Source organism: Bacteroides gallinarum DSM 18171 = JCM 13658 (genome assembly GCF_000374365.1).
In the GTDB taxonomy this organism is placed as follows: domain Bacteria; phylum Bacteroidota; class Bacteroidia; order Bacteroidales; family Bacteroidaceae; genus Bacteroides; species Bacteroides gallinarum.
This window is the reverse complement of record NZ_KB894123.1, coordinates 61,756-79,084: the sequence shown is the minus strand read 5'-3', so window position 1 is coordinate 79,084 and position 17,329 is coordinate 61,756. Positions and strand designations below refer to the sequence as shown.

15 protein-coding genes and 1 tRNA gene are annotated in these 17,329 nt (G+C 50.3%); 10 read left to right on the top strand and 6 right to left on the bottom strand.

Features of this window, described 5'->3' with window-relative positions; genetic code table 11:
* Positions 1-6 precede the first annotated feature (6 nt).
* The 5 genes from murC to C233_RS0106835 all read left to right on the top strand — a co-directional run bounded on the left by murC (position 7) and on the right by C233_RS0106835 (position 5,472).
* The gene (murC, locus tag C233_RS0106855) at positions 7-1,389 is read left to right on the top strand and encodes a UDP-N-acetylmuramate--L-alanine ligase (RefSeq protein WP_018666853.1); all 1,383 of its coding nucleotides are present in this window, start codon (positions 7-9) and stop codon (positions 1,387-1,389) included.
* 33 nt (positions 1,390-1,422) lie between these two features.
* Positions 1,423-2,160 (top strand): cell division protein FtsQ/DivIB, encoded by a 738-nt coding sequence (locus C233_RS0106850; RefSeq protein ID WP_018666852.1) that lies wholly within the window; start codon positions 1,423-1,425, stop codon positions 2,158-2,160.
* Between the two features lie 54 nt (positions 2,161-2,214).
* Complete coding sequence (ftsA, locus tag C233_RS0106845; RefSeq protein ID WP_018666851.1) at positions 2,215-3,612, top strand: cell division protein FtsA; 1,398 nt, start codon at positions 2,215-2,217, stop codon at positions 3,610-3,612.
* A 31-nt stretch (positions 3,613-3,643) separates the two neighbouring features.
* Positions 3,644-4,957, top strand: a complete 1,314-nt coding sequence (gene ftsZ, locus C233_RS0106840; RefSeq protein ID WP_018666850.1) for a cell division protein FtsZ — start codon at positions 3,644-3,646, stop codon at positions 4,955-4,957.
* A 65-nt stretch (positions 4,958-5,022) separates the two neighbouring features.
* On the top strand, positions 5,023-5,472 hold the full coding sequence (locus C233_RS0106835) for a GatB/YqeY domain-containing protein (protein WP_018666849.1): 450 nt from the start codon (positions 5,023-5,025) through the stop codon (positions 5,470-5,472).
* Positions 5,473-5,911: 439 nt separating this feature from the next.
* Here C233_RS0106835 and recO read toward each other — a convergent pair whose 3' ends face one another.
* Positions 5,912-6,640 (bottom strand): DNA repair protein RecO, encoded by a 729-nt coding sequence (gene recO / locus C233_RS0106830; RefSeq protein WP_018666848.1) that lies wholly within the window; start codon positions 6,638-6,640, stop codon positions 5,912-5,914.
* A gap of 283 nt (positions 6,641-6,923) precedes the next feature.
* Between recO and C233_RS0106825 the strand changes: the two genes are divergently transcribed.
* From C233_RS0106825 to C233_RS0106810, 4 genes are all read left to right on the top strand, one after another.
* Positions 6,924-6,995 (top strand) — tRNA-Glu (locus tag C233_RS0106825).
* Between the two features lie 39 nt (positions 6,996-7,034).
* Positions 7,035-7,289 carry a 30S ribosomal protein S20 gene (rpsT, locus tag C233_RS0106820; RefSeq protein ID WP_018666847.1) on the top strand — a complete coding sequence of 85 codons (255 nt, stop codon included), beginning with the start codon at positions 7,035-7,037 and terminating at the stop codon, positions 7,287-7,289.
* 229 nt (positions 7,290-7,518) lie between these two features.
* A complete protein-coding gene (gene gyrB, locus C233_RS0106815) occupies positions 7,519-9,480 on the top strand; it encodes a DNA topoisomerase (ATP-hydrolyzing) subunit B (RefSeq protein WP_018666846.1) in 1,962 nt (653 codons plus the stop codon).
* Positions 9,481-9,734: 254 nt separating this feature from the next.
* A complete protein-coding gene (locus C233_RS0106810) occupies positions 9,735-11,084 on the top strand; it encodes a retropepsin-like aspartic protease (protein WP_018666845.1) in 1,350 nt (449 codons plus the stop codon).
* Positions 11,085-11,246: 162 nt separating this feature from the next.
* Here the strand turns inward: C233_RS0106810 and C233_RS0106805 are convergent, their stop codons facing one another.
* From C233_RS0106805 to C233_RS24430, 3 genes are all read right to left on the bottom strand, one after another.
* Entirely contained in the window at positions 11,247-11,828 is a 582-nt protein-coding gene (locus C233_RS0106805; RefSeq protein WP_018666844.1) for a DUF3109 family protein, read from the bottom strand.
* A gap of 84 nt (positions 11,829-11,912) precedes the next feature.
* Positions 11,913-13,427 carry a 2,3-bisphosphoglycerate-independent phosphoglycerate mutase gene (gpmI, locus tag C233_RS0106800; protein ID WP_025068565.1) on the bottom strand — a complete coding sequence of 505 codons (1,515 nt, stop codon included), beginning with the start codon at positions 13,425-13,427 and terminating at the stop codon, positions 11,913-11,915.
* Positions 13,428-13,599: 172 nt separating this feature from the next.
* Positions 13,600-13,782, bottom strand: coding sequence for a hypothetical protein (locus tag C233_RS24430; RefSeq protein WP_025068564.1), 183 nt, complete (start codon positions 13,780-13,782; stop codon positions 13,600-13,602).
* Positions 13,783-13,923: 141 nt separating this feature from the next.
* On the opposite strand from C233_RS24430, the gene C233_RS0106790 reads away from it, so the two are divergent.
* Entirely contained in the window at positions 13,924-14,850 is a 927-nt protein-coding gene (locus C233_RS0106790) for a magnesium transporter CorA family protein (protein ID WP_018666842.1), read from the top strand.
* Positions 14,851-14,949: 99 nt separating this feature from the next.
* On the opposite strand, the gene C233_RS0106785 is transcribed toward C233_RS0106790, so the two are convergent.
* Together C233_RS0106785 and C233_RS0106780 are read right to left on the bottom strand one after the other, a co-directional pair.
* On the bottom strand, positions 14,950-16,614 hold the full coding sequence (locus C233_RS0106785) for a hypothetical protein (protein ID WP_026314763.1): 1,665 nt from the start codon (positions 16,612-16,614) through the stop codon (positions 14,950-14,952).
* A gap of 84 nt (positions 16,615-16,698) precedes the next feature.
* Entirely contained in the window at positions 16,699-17,328 is a 630-nt protein-coding gene (locus C233_RS0106780) for a hypothetical protein (RefSeq protein ID WP_018666840.1), read from the bottom strand.
* Position 17,329: the final 1 nt, after the last annotated feature.

The following is a 17,329-nucleotide window of genomic DNA, read 5'->3' as shown; positions in this document are numbered from 1 at the left end:
AAGTACATGAATATAGAAACCATAAAATCCGTTTATTTCGTAGGCGCCGGCGGCATAGGCATGAGCGCGCTGATACGTTATTTCCTTTCCAAAGGCAAGTCCGTGGCAGGCTACGACCGCACACCGAGCGAACTGACCGGACACCTGATTGCAGAGGGTGCGCAGATACACTACGAAGAAAACACTGCCCTCATTCCGGAGAACTGCAAAGACAAGGCAACCACGCTGGTCGTGTACACCCCCGCCATTCCCCAGGAACATGCCGAACTGACCTACTTCCGCAAAGAAGGCTTCGAGATATATAAGCGCTCCCAGGTATTAGGCGCGATTACCCGCAGCAGCAAGGGACTTTGCGTTGCCGGCACACACGGCAAGACCACCACGAGCACAATGGCAGCCCACCTGTTCCACCAGTCGCACGTAGGCTGTACAGCCTTCCTCGGCGGCATCTCCAAGAACTACGGAACCAACCTGCTCTTATCGCAGGCAAGCCCGTACACCGTAATCGAGGCGGACGAGTTCGACCGCTCGTTCCACTGGCTCTCCCCCTATATGAGCGTTATCACCGCCACCGACCCCGACCACCTGGATATATACGGCACGCGCGAGGCCTACCTCGAAAGCTTCCGCCACTACACCACCCTTATCCAACCGGAAGGCGCACTGATAATCCGCAAAGGCATCGACTTGCAACCGGACGTGCAACCCGGGGTAAGGCTATACACCTACTCCCGCGATGAAGGTGATTTCCATGCAGAGAACATACGCATCGGAAACGGCGAAATCTACCTCGACTTCGTAGCCCCCGACACCCGTATCGACGGCATCCGGCTCGGCGTGCCTATCGGCATCAACATAGAAAACGGTGTAGCTGCCATGGCGCTCGCCCACCTGAACGGAGTAACCGGCGAGGAGATAAGGCAGGGAATGGCCAGCTTCCGCGGAGTAGACCGCCGTTTCGACTTCAAGATAAAAACGGACAAGACCGTATTCCTCAGCGACTACGCCCACCACCCGGCGGAGATAGCGCAAAGCGTGAAGTCTATCCGCGAGCTCTACCGCGACAAAAAGATAACCGCTATCTTCCAGCCCCACCTCTACACCCGTACCAGGGACTTCTACAAAGAGTTTGCAGACAGCCTCTCGCTGTCGGACGAGGTAATCCTGACGGAAATCTATCCCGCCCGCGAGCAGCCCATTCCCGGTGTAAGCAGCCGGCTCATATACGACAACCTGCGTCCGGGCATCGAGAAGTGCATCTGCCCGAAGGAAGATATCCTCCGACTACTTTCCGAGAAAGCGGTCGAAGTATTGATAGTGCTGGGAGCCGGCGACCTGGACAACTACGTGCCGTCCATAACCCGCCTACTCGAGCAGCGCGCCAAATAGCAAACAGTCAACCGTCAAACAGCAAGCAAGCCTATGATTAAACGGATTTTACTTTCTATCGTCCTGTTGCTCACCCTTACCTACCTGGTAGTGGCTGTCACCGCCTTCAACCGGAAGCCGGCGGGACAGGTGTGCCGCGATGTAGAGCTGGTTATCAAAGACACGGTATATGCCGGCTTCATCACGAAAAAGGAGGTGACCGCCATGCTGGAAAAGAAAGGCATCAGCCCCATAGGCAAGAACATAGACCGCATTCGCAGCAAGACACTGGAACAGGTGCTTGCCAAGCATCCCCTTATCGACGAGGTGGAGTGCTACAAGACGCCGAGCGGCAAACTCTGTATCGAAGTGACGCAGCGCATCCCTATCCTGCGTATTATGAGCGCCAACGGCGACAACTACTACCTGGACAACAAAGGCACGGTGATGCCGCCCGACGCAAAGTGCGTTGCCCACCTCGCCATTGCAACCGGAAACGTAGAAAAGTCGTTTGCCATGAGGGATTTATATAAGTTTGGTGTATTTTTGCAAAGGAATTCGTTCTGGGATGCACAGATTGAGCAAATCCACGTATTGCCGGACAAAACCGTAGAGTTAGTACCGCGCGTAGGCGACCACATCATCTACCTCGGTAAGCTGGACGGCTTCGAACGGAAACTGAAACGGGTAAAAATGTTCTACGAGAAAGGATTGAACCGGGTAGGCTGGAACAAATACTCCCGTATCAGCGTTGAATTCGGTAACCAGATTATCTGCACGAAAAGACAATAGTTTCCGCGCAGCAAATAGCAGACAGTAAATAATAAAACAGTAAATAAAATAGTTATGGCAACAACAGATTTCATCGCCGCTATCGAGTTGGGTTCTTCCAAGATTTCCGGTATCGCAGGAAAGAAGAACAGTGACGGAAGCATCCAGGTGTTGGCCTATGCCCGCGAAGACGCGTCCCCGTTCATTCGCAAAGGTGTCATCTACAATATCGACAAGACGGCACAGGCAGTAGCTTCTATCATCAACAAGCTGGAAAGCCAGTTGGGCAACTCCATTGCCAAAGTATATGTAGGCATCGGCGGACAGTCATTGCGCACAGTAAAGAATGCGGTGAGCCGTACACTGGAAGAAGAAGGCATCATCTCGCAGGAGCTGGTGGATTCTATCTGCGACGAGAACCTCGAAGTGCCCCTGGCAGACATGAGCGTACTGGATGTAGCCCCCCAAGAATATAAGATAGACAACAACTTCCATGCCGACCCGGTAGGGGTGGCAGGGCAGCACATCACAGGCCAGTTCCTCAACATCGTAGCCCGCGCCTCGCTCAAGAAGAACCTGGAACACAGCTTCGAGCAGGCAAAGGTGGAGATAGCCGACCTGCTCATCGCCCCGGTAGCCCTGTCGAACGCCGTACTCACGGAAAACGAGATGCGCTCGGGCTGTGCATTGGTGGACTTCGGCGCAGACACCACCACCGTCGCTGTCTATAAGAACAACATCCTCCGCTACCTGAGCGTATTGCCGCTGGGCGGTAACACCATTACCCGCGACATCGCCTCGCTGCAAATGGAGGAAGAAGATGCCGAGAAGCTGAAACTGCAATACGGCAACGCCCTCTACGAGGACGAGGAAGACACCGAAACCCCTGCCGTATGCACGCTGGACGACGGACGCACCATTGAACTGGCTACGCTGAACAACATCACCGAAGCCCGTGCCGAGGAAATCCTTGCCAATGTGTGGAACCAACTGCAACTCTCCGGCTACGAGGACAAGCTGTTCTCCGGAATAGTATTTACCGGCGGCGGCGCCAACCTGAAGAATATCGAAGAAGCCTTCCGCAAGCAGAACAAGAAGATAGAGAAGATAAAGACGATGCGCTTCGTACACTACACCATTCACGGCTTCAACGACGTGCTGGGCAAAGACGGTATGCAGAATACCCTGTTGGGACTCCTTGCCGCAGGCAATGAGAACTGCTGTCTGCAAGAGGCAAAACCTGCACAACCGGCGGGCAATCCTACGCCCCAACAAACCACTATCGGATTCGATATCGATTCCAATAACACAGTCCAACACAAGCCAACAGAACAAACAAGTTCAACCAAATCGGATAAAACACCGCCGAAGACGCCGAAATCGCCGAAACCGCCGAAAAGTAAATCCAAATGGAAAACTTTCTTCGAAGTATTAACAGATGAATTTCTGGATGACGGAGGAGAAAAGATGTAATTCAAACCGAAAATAGTAAAATTTTAGATATATGGATGATATAGCACAATTCGATTTTCCGACCGATTCACCGAAAATCATCAAGGTTATCGGTGTAGGTGGCGGCGGCGGCAATGCCGTAAGCCACATGTACCGGGAAGGCATACATAATGTGACGTTCGTGCTGTGCAACACAGACAACCAGGCGTTGAAAGACTCCCCCGTCCCTGTAAAGTTGCAGCTCGGCAAGGAAGGCCTGGGAGCCGGCAACCGTCCTGCCCGTGCCCGTAAAGCGGCCGAGGAAAGCATCGAGGACATCAAGAACATGCTGAACGACGGTACGAAAATGGTATTCATCACCGCCGGCATGGGCGGAGGAACCGGTACGGGTGCAGCCCCTATCATTGCACAGACCGCCAAAGAAATGGACATCCTGACTATTGGCATCGTCACCATTCCCTTCCGCTGGGAGGGCGACAAGAAGATAGACCAGGCACTGGACGGCGTAGAAGAAATCAGCAAGCACGTAGATGCCCTGCTGGTTATCAACAACGAGAGACTGGGCGAAATATATAATGAACTCTCCCTAGACGACGCCTTCGACAAGGCGAACGACACCCTCTCGGTGGCCGCCAAGAGCATCGCCGAAATCATCACCCTGCACGGTAAGGTGAACCTCGACTTCAACGACGTAAAAACCGTGCTGAAAGATGGCGGTGTAGCCATTATGAGTACCGGCTACGGCGAAGGAGACAACCGCGTGAGCGTAGCTATCCAGAACGCCCAGCACTCCCCGCTGCTGAACAACAACGACATCTTCAACTCCAAGAAAGTACTGCTCAACATCTCTTACAGCTCGCAGCACAAGCTGATGATGAGCGAAATGGACGAGGTGAAAGAGTTTATGAACCGTTTCAGCCGCGACTTCGAAACCAAGTTCGGCATAGCTATCGACGACAAGCTGGAACAGAGCGTCAAGATTACCCTGCTTGCCACCGGCTTCGGTATCCAGGACATCCATATGAAAGAAATGGACGAACGCATCACCCAGCGCACCGCAGAAGAGCAGAAACGCCTTGCCGAACTGGAGGAAGAGGAAGAGCAAAGACGCTCGCGCCGCGAAACCTACTACGGCAAGGACGCCAATACCAAGTACCAGCGCCTGCGCCGCCGGCATATCTACCTCTTCAACCCCGAAGACCTGGACAATGCCGACATCATCGCCCTGGTAGAGAACTCTCCCACCTACCTGCGCGACAAGAGCACCCTGGCGGCAATCAAGGCGAAAGCGGAAGAAGCCGGCGCACTTGCCGCCGAAGAAGCCCGGGAAGCGGAAAACGGCGGCAGCAACATAATCACCTTCTAAACCGCCGGTACTCCGGGCTCCGGCAGAAAACAGCAGACTGTAAACAAAAAATAGTAAACAATACAATGGATTTATTTGAAAGAGTCAGCGAAGACATTAAAACCGCAATGAAGGCTAAAGACAAAGTAGCCCTGGAAACATTGAGAAACGTAAAGAAAGTATTCCTCGAGGCAAAGACCGCCCCGGGCGCCAATGACACCCTGACGGACGCCGATGCCCTGAAAATTATCCAGAAACTGACAAAGCAGGGCAAGGATGCCGCCGAAATCTACGTACAGCAAGGACGCCAAGACCTTGCCGACGCAGAGCTGGCACAGGTAAAAGTAATGGAAGCCTACCTGCCTAAGCAGATGACCCCCGAAGAACTGGAAGCCGCCCTGAAGGAAATCATCGCCGAAACAGGCGCTACCAGCGGCAAAGACATGGGCAAGGTAATGGGCGTAGCCAGCAAAAAGCTCGCCGGACTTGCCGAGGGACGTGCCATTTCGGCAAAAGTAAAGGAATTGCTGGGATAAGAAACGGGGTAACCCGCCCCGGATATACATATACGACCGTGCTTCAAGTAGTACTCCGCCCGAAGGAGTTGCTTGGAGCACGGTTTTTTCTTGCCGTACCGCCCGCCGGCAAGGCATATGCACGAAGAGTAGGTAAGGGGGAAACAAAGTGTTCACCCCCCGTTGGAACAAAGTGTTTCAGCCTATGAAAACAAAGTGTTTCAGCCTATGAAAACAAAGTGTTCCAACCTAGGAAAACAAAGTGTTCCAACCTACGAAAACAAAGTGTTCCAGCCTATGAAAACAAAGTGTTCCAACGCATGGAAACAAAGTGTTCTCCTATGCGGAACAAAGTGTTTCGCAGCACCGAACACTTTGTTCCGGCCGTTGAAACAGAATGTACCGCACGGCGAAACAAAATCCATCGCGGGGCAAGACAAAATCCGTCGTGGGGCAAAATTCAATCGAACAACTCTTTCAGGACTTCCAAAGACTTCAGTACGGGAAAGCCGGGCAGGTGTAAACGGTAATACTCGTTCATTATCGCCAGGCAGCGGGCACGCTCGGCGCGGCTCATGGTAAAGAGATGCATCGTTTCGTAATTCATGCGCATCAGCCTCGTCAGGCGCGATGCCTCCTCCGGCGCTATATAATCGGAATGTAGCTGCGGACGCAGCGGAGTGAAACAAGCGTTCTGCAAATCGAAATAATCGCCGTTATGATAATCTTCCAGGTTCGGATACAACCCGAGGAAACGCGACAAACGCATCAAGAAGACCAAATGAAAATTGGCGAAGCCGCTACCGCACTCGTCCAGCCAGCTAATGGAATGCTGCAAGTAAGCGAACAAAGGACGGTTCTCGGCCTCCTCGCGCAGGGCACGGTACAGGAATTCCGAGAGAAACAGCGCGATAGCAGACTTACAGGGATTATAAGGAATAGAGGTGAAAGGACAGAACGACTTCGCCTCCTTCACCTTATATATAGTGGTATTCGGCCGGAAATCCGCCTCCAGCTCCACCAACGCCAGGGGTTGGAACAGTACCGGCTTCACCGCCGCCTTGCGCGAACGCGATGCCGGAACCAGGAAAGAAGCCCGTCCGGACACCTCCGTATAGATATCCACAATAACGGAAGTATCCTTGTACTTCAGAACATGCAATACGATTCCCCGTGTTTTCTGTAACATCTCCGTTTTTTATCTGGTTTCAATCCGGCTAACAAAGCTACGAAAAAAGCACGAAACTACGGAATTTAAAAAGGACGAATAAAAAAACGAAACGGAAGGTGCAAAATCGTAACGTCCTTACCCTACTGATTATCAATAGATAAAAATACATCCGGAAGGGAAAGAGAAAGAAATCTTGCAAAATTTTCATCTGAAATGTTTGCCAATTCAAAAATAGTTTCTACCTTTGCAACCGCAAACGAGAGAAAATCCGGTTGCAAGAGCGGAAACGCTCGCTAAGGATGGCCCGTTCGTCTATCGGTTAGGACGCAAGATTTTCATTCTTGAAAGGGGGGTTCGATTCCCCCACGGGCTACAATTAAAAAAATAAACGAACTAAAAAAGATTAGTCGAGATGGCAAATCATAAATCATCACTGAAAAGAATCAGACAAGAAGAAACGAGAAGACTTCACAACAGATACTATGGCAAGACCATGAGAAACGCTGTTCGCAAGCTTCGCGCTACTACGGATAAGGCTGAAGCAACAGCTATGTATCCTGGTATCACCAAGATGTTGGATAAATTGGCTAAGACTAATGTAATCCACAAGAACAAGGCAAACAACTTGAAGTCCAAGTTGGCGCTTTATATCAACAAACTCGGTTAAGCTGATAAGTTACACAAAGATACGAGAGTCCGGACTTTTTAGTTCGGACTTTTCTGCGTTCGCACCTCCCTCCCGCTCCCTACCCCGACAGGCCGGCACAAAAAAACGGACATGCCTCCCCGCGATGCTAAAAAGCTGTAAACAGCCCAAATTTATCAAAGCGCCGGCAATGATATATCAAAGATTTTCACTATTTTTGCTCTGTTATTACAATAAGAGAAATTAGATTATGACTGAAGAAGAAAAGATAAACGGCGAAAACAATTACTCGGCCAGCAACATCCAGGTACTGGAAGGTTTGGAGGCCGTACGTAAGCGTCCTGCCATGTATATCGGCGACATTAGTTCCAAGGGACTTCATCACTTGGTGTACGAGGTAGTGGATAACTCTATCGACGAGGCGCTCGCCGGATATTGCGACCACATCGAGGTTAGCATCAACGAAGACAACTCTATCACCGTACAGGATAACGGACGCGGTATCCCGGTAGACTTTCACGAAAAAGAACAGAAATCTGCTCTCGAAGTTGTTATGACCGTGCTGCATGCCGGCGGTAAGTTCGACAAGGGCTCCTACAAGGTTTCCGGCGGCTTGCACGGCGTGGGCGTGTCCTGCGTAAACGCGCTGTCTACCCATATGACTACCCAGGTTTTCCGTAACGGGAAAATCTATCAGCAGGAATACGAATGCGGACACCCGCTGTACTCGGTAAAGGAGGTCGGTACTACGGACATCACCGGTACGCGCCAGCAATTCTGGCCGGACGATACGATTTTTACCGAAACGGTTTACAACTACGATATCCTGGCAACCCGCATGCGCGAGCTGGCTTACCTGAACGCCGGCATAAAGATTACGCTTACCGACTTCCGCGTAAAAGAGGAGGACGGAAACTACAAGCAGGAGATTTTCTACTCCGTAGAGGGTTTGAAGGAGTTCGTGCGTTACATAGACTCTTCCCGCGAGCATCTGGTGAACGACGTTATCTACATCAACACCGAGAAACAGGGCACACCGGTAGAGGTGGCTATCATGTACAACACGTCCTACAACGAGAATATCCACTCTTACGTAAATAATATCAACACTATCGAGGGCGGTACGCACCTGGCGGGTTTCCGCCGTGCACTGACACGTACATTGAAGAAGTACGCCGAGGACAATAAAATGCTGGAAAAGGCGAAAGTGGAGATTTCGGGCGACGACTTCCGCGAAGGTCTGACCGCAGTTATCTCTATCAAGGTGGCGGAACCGCAGTTCGAGGGGCAGACCAAAACGAAGCTCGGCAACAACGAGGTTATGGGAGCCGTAGACCAGGCCGTAGGCGAGGCTCTTTCCTACTACCTGGAGGAGCATCCCAAAGAGGCCAAGATGATTGTGGATAAGGTGATACTGGCGGCACAGGCACGTGTAGCGGCACGCAAGGCACGCGAGTCGGTACAGCGCAAATCACCGATGTCGGGCGGCGGCATGCCGGGCAAGCTGGCGGACTGTTCCAGCAAAGACCCGGACGAATGTGAGCTGTTCCTTGTAGAGGGCGACTCTGCCGGCGGCTCTGCCAAGCAGGGGCGTAACCGTACTTTCCAGGCTATCCTGCCGCTGCGCGGTAAGATTTTGAATGTAGAGAAGGCCATGTGGCACAAGGCATTCGAAAGCGACGAGGTAAACAACATCATCCAAGCCCTGGGCATCCGCTTCGGCGTAGACGGCGAGGACAGCAAGGAGGCCAATATAGACAAGCTGCGTTATAAGAAGGTAATCATCATGACCGATGCCGATGTCGACGGCTCGCACATCGACACGCTGATTATGACGCTTTTCTTCCGTTACTTCCCGCAGGTGATACAGCAGGGTTACCTGTATATCGCCACTCCCCCGCTCTACCTCTGTACCAAGGGTAAGGTGAAAGAGTATTGCTGGACAGACCAGCAGCGCCAGAAGTTTATCGACACGTACGGCGGCGGTTCGGAGAATGCGGTGCATACCCAGCGCTACAAAGGTCTGGGTGAGATGAACCCGGAACAGTTGTGGGAAACGACCATGAATCCGGAGAACCGTATGCTGAAACAGGTGCATCTGGAGAATGCCGCCGAAGCCGATTATACGTTCTCCATGCTAATGGGCGAGGATGTAGGTCCGCGCCGCGACTTCATCGAGAAGAATGCCACGTATGCAAATATCGATGCATAAAAATCAGCGGCTAATGTTTAACGATTAGCCTTTGAATATACGTTTTTATTAACCAACCTCACATCTTACAACGAAGAAACCCCGGACGGGCAGGATACTGCCGACCGGGGTTTTTCTTTCGGTTCCCTTCGGTTTCTTTCGGTTTACCTCGTTTTCCTTCGTTTTCACTGCCTGCCGAGACTAAATAAGGCTAAAGCCTTCCCGCTTTCGACGGAAATAGCTAAATTGCACGAATAATCTTAAATATCGAACTCATGAAAAAACTAATTGTAGGATTTCTTCTATTAATCTCCCAATTTGCCCCAGCCCAAAATACAGGTGAACGTATCGGAACATTAATCAATGAAAAACAGTGGTTCGATTTACAACGCGAATTGCAAGCGACACCGCCTGATTCTCTATCACCCATGTTACAGACGTTAGCCACAGCAATGGTTAAACATTATTTTAATCAGCCCGAAGCAGCCTGCCAATCCATATTCTTCTTATTGGAACATCATCAACAAGAGATAGGTGCAGACAATGCATTGAATATGGCTTACCTTTTAGGAGTAAACCTGGCACGTCAAGGGATGTACAAGGAAGCAGCCGAACTGGTACAAAGCCTTGCCCGCCAACTGGAAGCGCAACAAGCCGACAGCAGCCCTTTTCAAAAGATAGCTGACGCCTATATGATGTATGCCAACGTAGGCAACATTTGCCGCCCATTACATCCTGCCGGAGAATATATTATCCCATTCTTTATGGACAGCAAACTCCACGGCGAAGGGGGTGGTTTCATAACAATGGACGGACATCTGAACCAAACACCCAAACGGCTTATCTTCGATACCGGAGCAGGCATGAACATTATTTCGAGCAAGGATGCAAATGAATGTAAGCTCCGCAAACTCGATTTTTTTATCGATATGTCAGGAACAGGCATCCAACAAGGACAAGTAGCCATTGCCGACACTTTACAGATAGGTGGAACTATGTGGCAAAATGTGCCCTTTTTAATTGTAGACATAACCACCGGGCATGCAGAAGCCGATAAAATCATGGCTAAAGGATTGGCACCAGTCATCGGGCTACCAGTCATGCTGCAAATGAAAGAGATGCAGTTGGACTTTATAAATCATACATTGACCATTCCTGCCAATCTTACTCCGAACCCGCTTATCTATCCTAACTTGATACGAAAAGACGGTGAAGGATTAAGGGTCGAAGCTCGCAATAAACAAGGAGAATCGCTCTTTTTTCATTTGGATACCGGCTCTTCAATAAGCATATTGAACCCGCGGTGGTATAATAATCACAAAGAGTCAGTACAATCGGCAGGGATACAAGACAGCCTGCGCATAGGAGGCGTAGGCGGTGTAATTCAACAGCAGAGTTACTTAATGAAAGGATTGGATTTTCAAATAGGCAAAGGGCAAACATTACTCGACTCTATCCAAGTAGGTACAGGCATCGACCTGCATACGGGGCAACCAGTAATCAGTTCTTCTTTTACCTCCCCGGAAGAAGACGGAGTAATCGGTGTAGATGTATTGGAGAAATTTGCACGTATCACCGTTAACCTGCAAGATATGTATATTGAAGCTGCGCCGCGTTCAGATTAGAAAACGGAAGATGTATTTAGAAGCAGGAGGATGTATTGAAAGTCGGACGTATATTAGAAGCCAGACATATATTAGAAACCGAGCGTATATTAGAAGCCAGGTATATATTAGAAACCGAACGTATATTAGAAGTCAAGCATATATTAGAAACCGGACGGTATATCATAACATATGCTGCTTCTTCATCTCTTCTACTACCAACTCTAACTCGGCATACCAGTCTTTACCGAACTTGCGGAGCAGCGGTTCTTTCAGAAACTTATAGACAGGGAGGTTTTCTTTCTGCCCCAATAGTACGGCTGCTTTGCAAACATCCCAACGATTGTAGTTCACTGCTTTATAAACTCCATAATTGCCCACCCTTATCGGATAAAGATGACAGGATACGGGTTTATAGAAATCCGTTTTTCCCGCTCTATACGCCTTTTCTATGGCACAATAACAACAACCTTTGTCGTCGTAACAAGTAAATACACAATCCTTGTTATCGACGATAGAGGTAACCAGGTCTCCTTCCTCATCGGTATAGACTACTCCCTGCTTCTCTATTATAGCACGTGCCTCGGGAGCAAGCTCTTCCCAAATAACAGGAAGCACCTCTTCCAGCTTAGCTATTTCATCCAGTTCGACCGGTGCACCGGCATCGCCCTCTATGCAACACGCGCCTTTACAGGCATCCAAATTACAAAGGAACTTCTCACGCAGCACATCGAGGCTGACTACTGTATCACCTATCTGAATCATAAATATTCTTCTTTTGAGCCTGCAAAAATACAAAAAAGGCATGGATTGATAGAATCCATGCCTTTTAATATGTAATAATAAGACTTATTTTATCAAATCATTTCCTGTCATTTCAGCAGGCTGTTTCATTCCTAAAATGTGAAGGATAGAAGGAGCCACATCCGCCAATACGCCGTTTTCTACTTTGGCATCCTTGTTGGCCGTTACATAAACGAACGGAACCGGATTCAGGGAGTGAGCCGTATTCGGCGTACCGTCCTCGTTCAGGGCGTGGTCGGCGTTGCCGTGGTCGGCGATGATGATTACCTCGTAATCGTTTGCCTTGGCAGCTTCTACCGTATCCCTTACACATTCGTCGATAGCTTTCACCGCTTTCTCAATGGCTTCATAAACACCGGTGTGGCCTACCATATCGCCGTTGGCATAGTTTACGACGATGAAATCGAACTTCTTGGTATTGATAGCCTCGACCAGCTTGTCCTTCACCTCATAAGCGCTCATTTCCGGCTTCAGGTCGTACGTGGCAACCTTCGGAGACGGAACGAGAATGCGCTCCTCGGCATCGTACGGGGTTTCACGGCCGCCGTTGAAGAAGAATGTTACGTGGGCGTATTTCTCCGTCTCGGCGATATGGAGCTGGGTCTTGCCGTTGGCTGCCAGGTATTCGCCCAGCGTATTCTGTACGTTCTCTTTGTCGAAAAGGATATGGACACCCTTGAAAGAAGCGTCGTACGGGGTCATGCAATAGTACTGCAAGCCCGGAATAGTGTGCATTCCCTGTTCCGGCATATCCTGCTGGGTGAGGACGATAGTAAGCTCTTTAGCGCGGTCGTTGCGGTAGTTGAAGAAGATTACCACATCGCCTTCCTTGATAGTACCGTCGAAACCGGCGTTTACAATCGGCTTGATGAACTCATCGGTTACGCCTTCATCATAAGATTCCTGCATAGCCTGAACCATATCGGATGCTGCTTTTCCTTCGCCGTTTACCAGCAGGTCGTAAGCCACCTTCACACGTTCCCAGCGCTTGTCGCGGTCCATAGCGTAGAAACGGCCTACGATAGAGGCAATCTTACCGGCGGACTTTTCGCAGTGCGCCGTCAGTTGTTCGATGAAGCCCTTGCCGCTTTTCGGGTCGGTATCGCGGCCGTCCATGAAGCAGTGGATAAAGGTGTTCTCGATGCCGTATTCCTTCGAGATGTCGCAAAGCTTGAACAAATGGTCGAAGGAGCTGTGTACACCGCCATTGCTGGTTAGCCCCATGAAGTGGATGTTCTTGCCGTGCTCTTTGGCATAGGAGAAAGCGGAAACGATTTCCTTGTTTTTCAGGATACTGCCGTCGGCACAGGCACGGTTAATCTTTACCAAGTCCTGATATACGATACGTCCTGCACCGATATTGAGGTGGCCTACTTCCGAGTTGCCCATTTGTCCGTCGGGCAAACCTACATTCTCGCCGCTTGCCTGTAACTCGGAGTGCGGATAGGTAGCCAGCAGGCTGTCCCAGTAGGGAGTAGGCGTATTGAAAATCACATCGTCTTTACCTTGACTGCCGATACCCCAGCCGTCAAGAATCATTAAAAGGGCTTTCTTGCTCATAATTATCATTGTTTTAATTGTACAAATCTCTTTTTCACGGAAGAAAGAGGGTGTATAAAACATGCTTGCCGATTTCTTGTTTAGGCACGGATTACACGGGCTTCGCAGATTAAAGGCTATGCTATATATAGTATAGATGACAAATCCGTGCAATCCGTGCCTAAACAAGAAATTATAAGCGTTTTTTCAGTTTTGGCACAGCTTCCTTTTTCCGGTTGCAAAGGTACAAAATAGCAGCCAAACTATGCCACTTCAAGAAGTAAAAATAACGTTTGCCCGAAGAAGTCGCTTCCCGCAAATAACAAGAAATCCTAAAAAAGCCGCGTAAACGCATGAAGTCAGAGCCGATTTTCATACTTTTGCACGGCTTTTAAATAAAATCAACTGAAATTATGGACGATTCAAACCCACGAACGTGCAATAGTGTTTACAATTAAAGCGAGCGGAGACGTTGGTCGCAATGCCTCTGTTCGGACTAAAGAAAGGAGGCAAAACAATGAGAAAGTATCTCTACAGCGAAAACGGCTTCGTAGAAAAAGCCGAGTGGAAACCTAACTGCTGGGTAAACGTGGAATGCCCGGACGACAGCGATTTCCAATTCCTCACCCAAGAGCTGAAAGTTCCCGAATCATTTCTCGAAGACATAGCCGATACGGACGAGCGTCCGCGTACGGAGACGGAGGGTAACTGGCTGCTGACAATTCTGCGCATCCCGATGCAGAGCAGCCAGCACGGTATCCCCTTCATCACAGTGCCTATCGGCATCATCACGAACAACGACATCATTGTGTCCGTATGTTATCATCATACCGAGCTGATACCGGACTTCATACAGCACACGCGCCGCAAGGGTATCGTCGTAAATAACAAGCTGACGCTGATTTTACGAATCATATACTCCTCGGCCGTATGGTTCCTGAAATACCTGAAACAAATCAACAACGATGTAGCTACCGCCGAAAAGGAGCTGGAAAAGAGTATCCGCAACGAAGACCTGTTACAGTTGATGAAGCTGCAAAAGACGCTGGTTTACTTCAACACATCCATTCGTGGCAACGAGGTGATGATAGGAAGGCTGAAAAACATCTTCCAGGATACGGATTACTTAGACCTGGAGCTTCTGGAGGATGTAATTATCGAATTGAAGCAGGCGTACAACACGGTGAATATTTACAGCGACATCCTCACGGGGACAATGGACGCTTTCGCCTCTATCATATCCAATAACGTGAATGCTATCATGAAACGCATGACGAGCCTTTCCATTACGCTGATGATACCTACACTGATAGCCAGCTTCTACGGCATGAATGTGGATATACACCTGGAAAGCTTTCCGCACGCGTTCATATTCATCATCATACTGTCTGCCGCATTGTCGGCAATGACCTTTATCTGGTTCAGGAAAATCAGGTGGTTCTAAAAGGAGAAAATTAAAAAAAGACTGCCGGCAGTCGGGCTTACGATGTCCCCAACGGGCGTAAGCTCGACTGCCGGCGGTCTTTTCAACTACCTGCCGCTCTCAGTATTTCAGCACTTTCGCCGCTACGGTCTTGAACTTCGGCATCGTCATGCCAATAGAGGCTCCGATATAGGTAGGGTCGCACACCGTATATTTCCGGCCGTTCACCATGAGGTAATCTCCGCCGACATCTCCGTTGAAACGGACTGCCGTGGCTATATGTTCCGGATAGTCCAGCAATACGACGTCGAGCCCCAGCAGCTTCCTCACCAGGTAGGAGAACAGTATGGCACGGTCTTCGCAATCGGAATAGGGATAGTAGAACAGCTCCTCGACGAAGAAGGGTTTCTCGTATCCGAACTGCCGGTCGTCCGTCTGATACTGGAAGGCGGTCTGCACGAAATTTATGAGGATATTCGCTGCATCGGCCTCGCTCTTGCCCCGGAGCAAAGGCGACAAGGAGGAGATAAGCCGGCTTTCCACCCCGCTATTGACCGGGGCATTGAAATACACGCTGTAATCGCATTGGGGATACTCCTTATAGAAATTCATCAGGGCTTCCGGCACTTCCACCGTAACCCTGGCGGTGCTGCCTTGCGCCTGATGCGTGGAGCTTACCGCAGCGCCTGGAAACTTCGGGGCTTCTTCCAGCTTCATTCCTATTCTGTTCTTTGCCTTGGGGGAATCTTTGCGGCACATATAGAACTGGCACTGCTCATTGTCTCCGCTGAGGTTATAATATTCCTGCCCGTCCAAGGTTATATAAGGCCGCGCATAGATGCGGCAGTCCGTAGCCACAAACAGCATCATTTTATCTCCGGTGGATTTTCTTGCCACACGTGCCTTATACCCCATTTCATTCAGCAAGAACTGTTGCATGACGATGCTTTCGTCGGCCGTGCCGCAATAAGCGCCGGCAATCTGCCTCACCAGCGTAAAGACGCCCCAATCGTTCAGCCGCAAATCTTTCCTGATTTGTGCGCAATCGGCCAGCAACGGGCTGTAATCGGCGCTACACAGGGTTTCGTAAGCATCCGCCACAGCGTTTTCGTCGAGCCTGGACAACCGGCATTTGCGCTCCAGGGCATTGCTCACATAGAATGCCCGCCCGGCATAGGTTATTTTGCTGCGGCCTTCTCCGCCCGTATATAAGGGAGATGTCCCAGCGGGAACTTCCCGTTCCGCTGCCGGAACCGGGGCAGGTACGGCAACCGGTACTGTTTCCACTGCCGGCTCCGGCACGGCGGGCTCTACCACCGGCTTCTTTTCCGGCTGTACCGCCGGTTTGCCGGCAACCGTCTCTTCGATAATAATGACTTTCGGGTCTTTCTTTTTCCGTACTATCAGTTCCGGCTTGTCGAAGATGATTTTATCGACTTCGCCGAGTTGTATCACCGGCCGCTGCTTCCCTTCGGAAGTAGTCATGTCGAGGATTTCCCCGATTGTCAGGCATACCGGCTTTTCATCCTTCGGAGCTGCTTCAGTGTCGTAGACAACCGGTTTCACCGGTTCGGGCTTCACCCGCTTCACAACAGGTTTCTCGGCTTCGAACTTCTTCCAGGGCTCGCGCATGAAGTCGATGAAGTCCCTGTCGGCATCATCCATAAATTTATCGAAATCCGCTATCTCCTCCTTCATAAAGCCGGATATACCGCCTTTGCTTTCCTGGGCTGTGCCCGTGAGAGACAGGAAAAGTCCTGCAATAAGAAATGCTGTTTTCTTCATGGTCGCATGCTTTTTAATAACCGGAAAAGGTTGCACCCGGGCATATTCCGCCCGAGGCACAACCTCCACTCATATCCGTGCCAATCAGTCCGCCTCCACCGGCTCGCCGATAAATTCTTCCACCTGCTGGGACAACGCGCCGAGAGCAGCCTGCTTTTTAGCCTCCAATGCGGCTTCTTCCCTGGCTTTCCGGGCTTTTGCCTCGTCGATAGACATATAGACGTTGAATTCCTTGCTGCCGTCCCTGTTCTCTTTCACCAGTACGAGATGCTGCCTTACAAGCCCGGCTATCTTCGTATTGACCCCCGATTCGTAGGCAGCGCCGAACTTGTCGATTTCTTCCTCCGGAGTAGAGGATGCCTCGGAAGATATCAGCGATTTCATCTTGCCGACCACCTGTGCTTTTGCCCTGGAAGCATAACTGGTGATGCCGTTCATTATGGCATTCTCCCTGCCTATCTTCACATTCTTCCCGATAGCGATGCCTACCAGCTCGATACGGTTCTCCGGGTCTTCTTCCAGGTAAGTGCGGTACTTGGTAAACGCATATTCCAATGTAGAAGAACTTGCCAACGGTTTCCAGCCTTCCTTACTCAGTTCTTTCACTCTCTTCTTGACGTCTTTCTTCAAAGCCTTGGACTGTGCCCCGACGGTTGCCGTACACCCGAACAATACGGCGCAGACAAGCGCCCAAAAAGCAAAACTTCTTCTCATA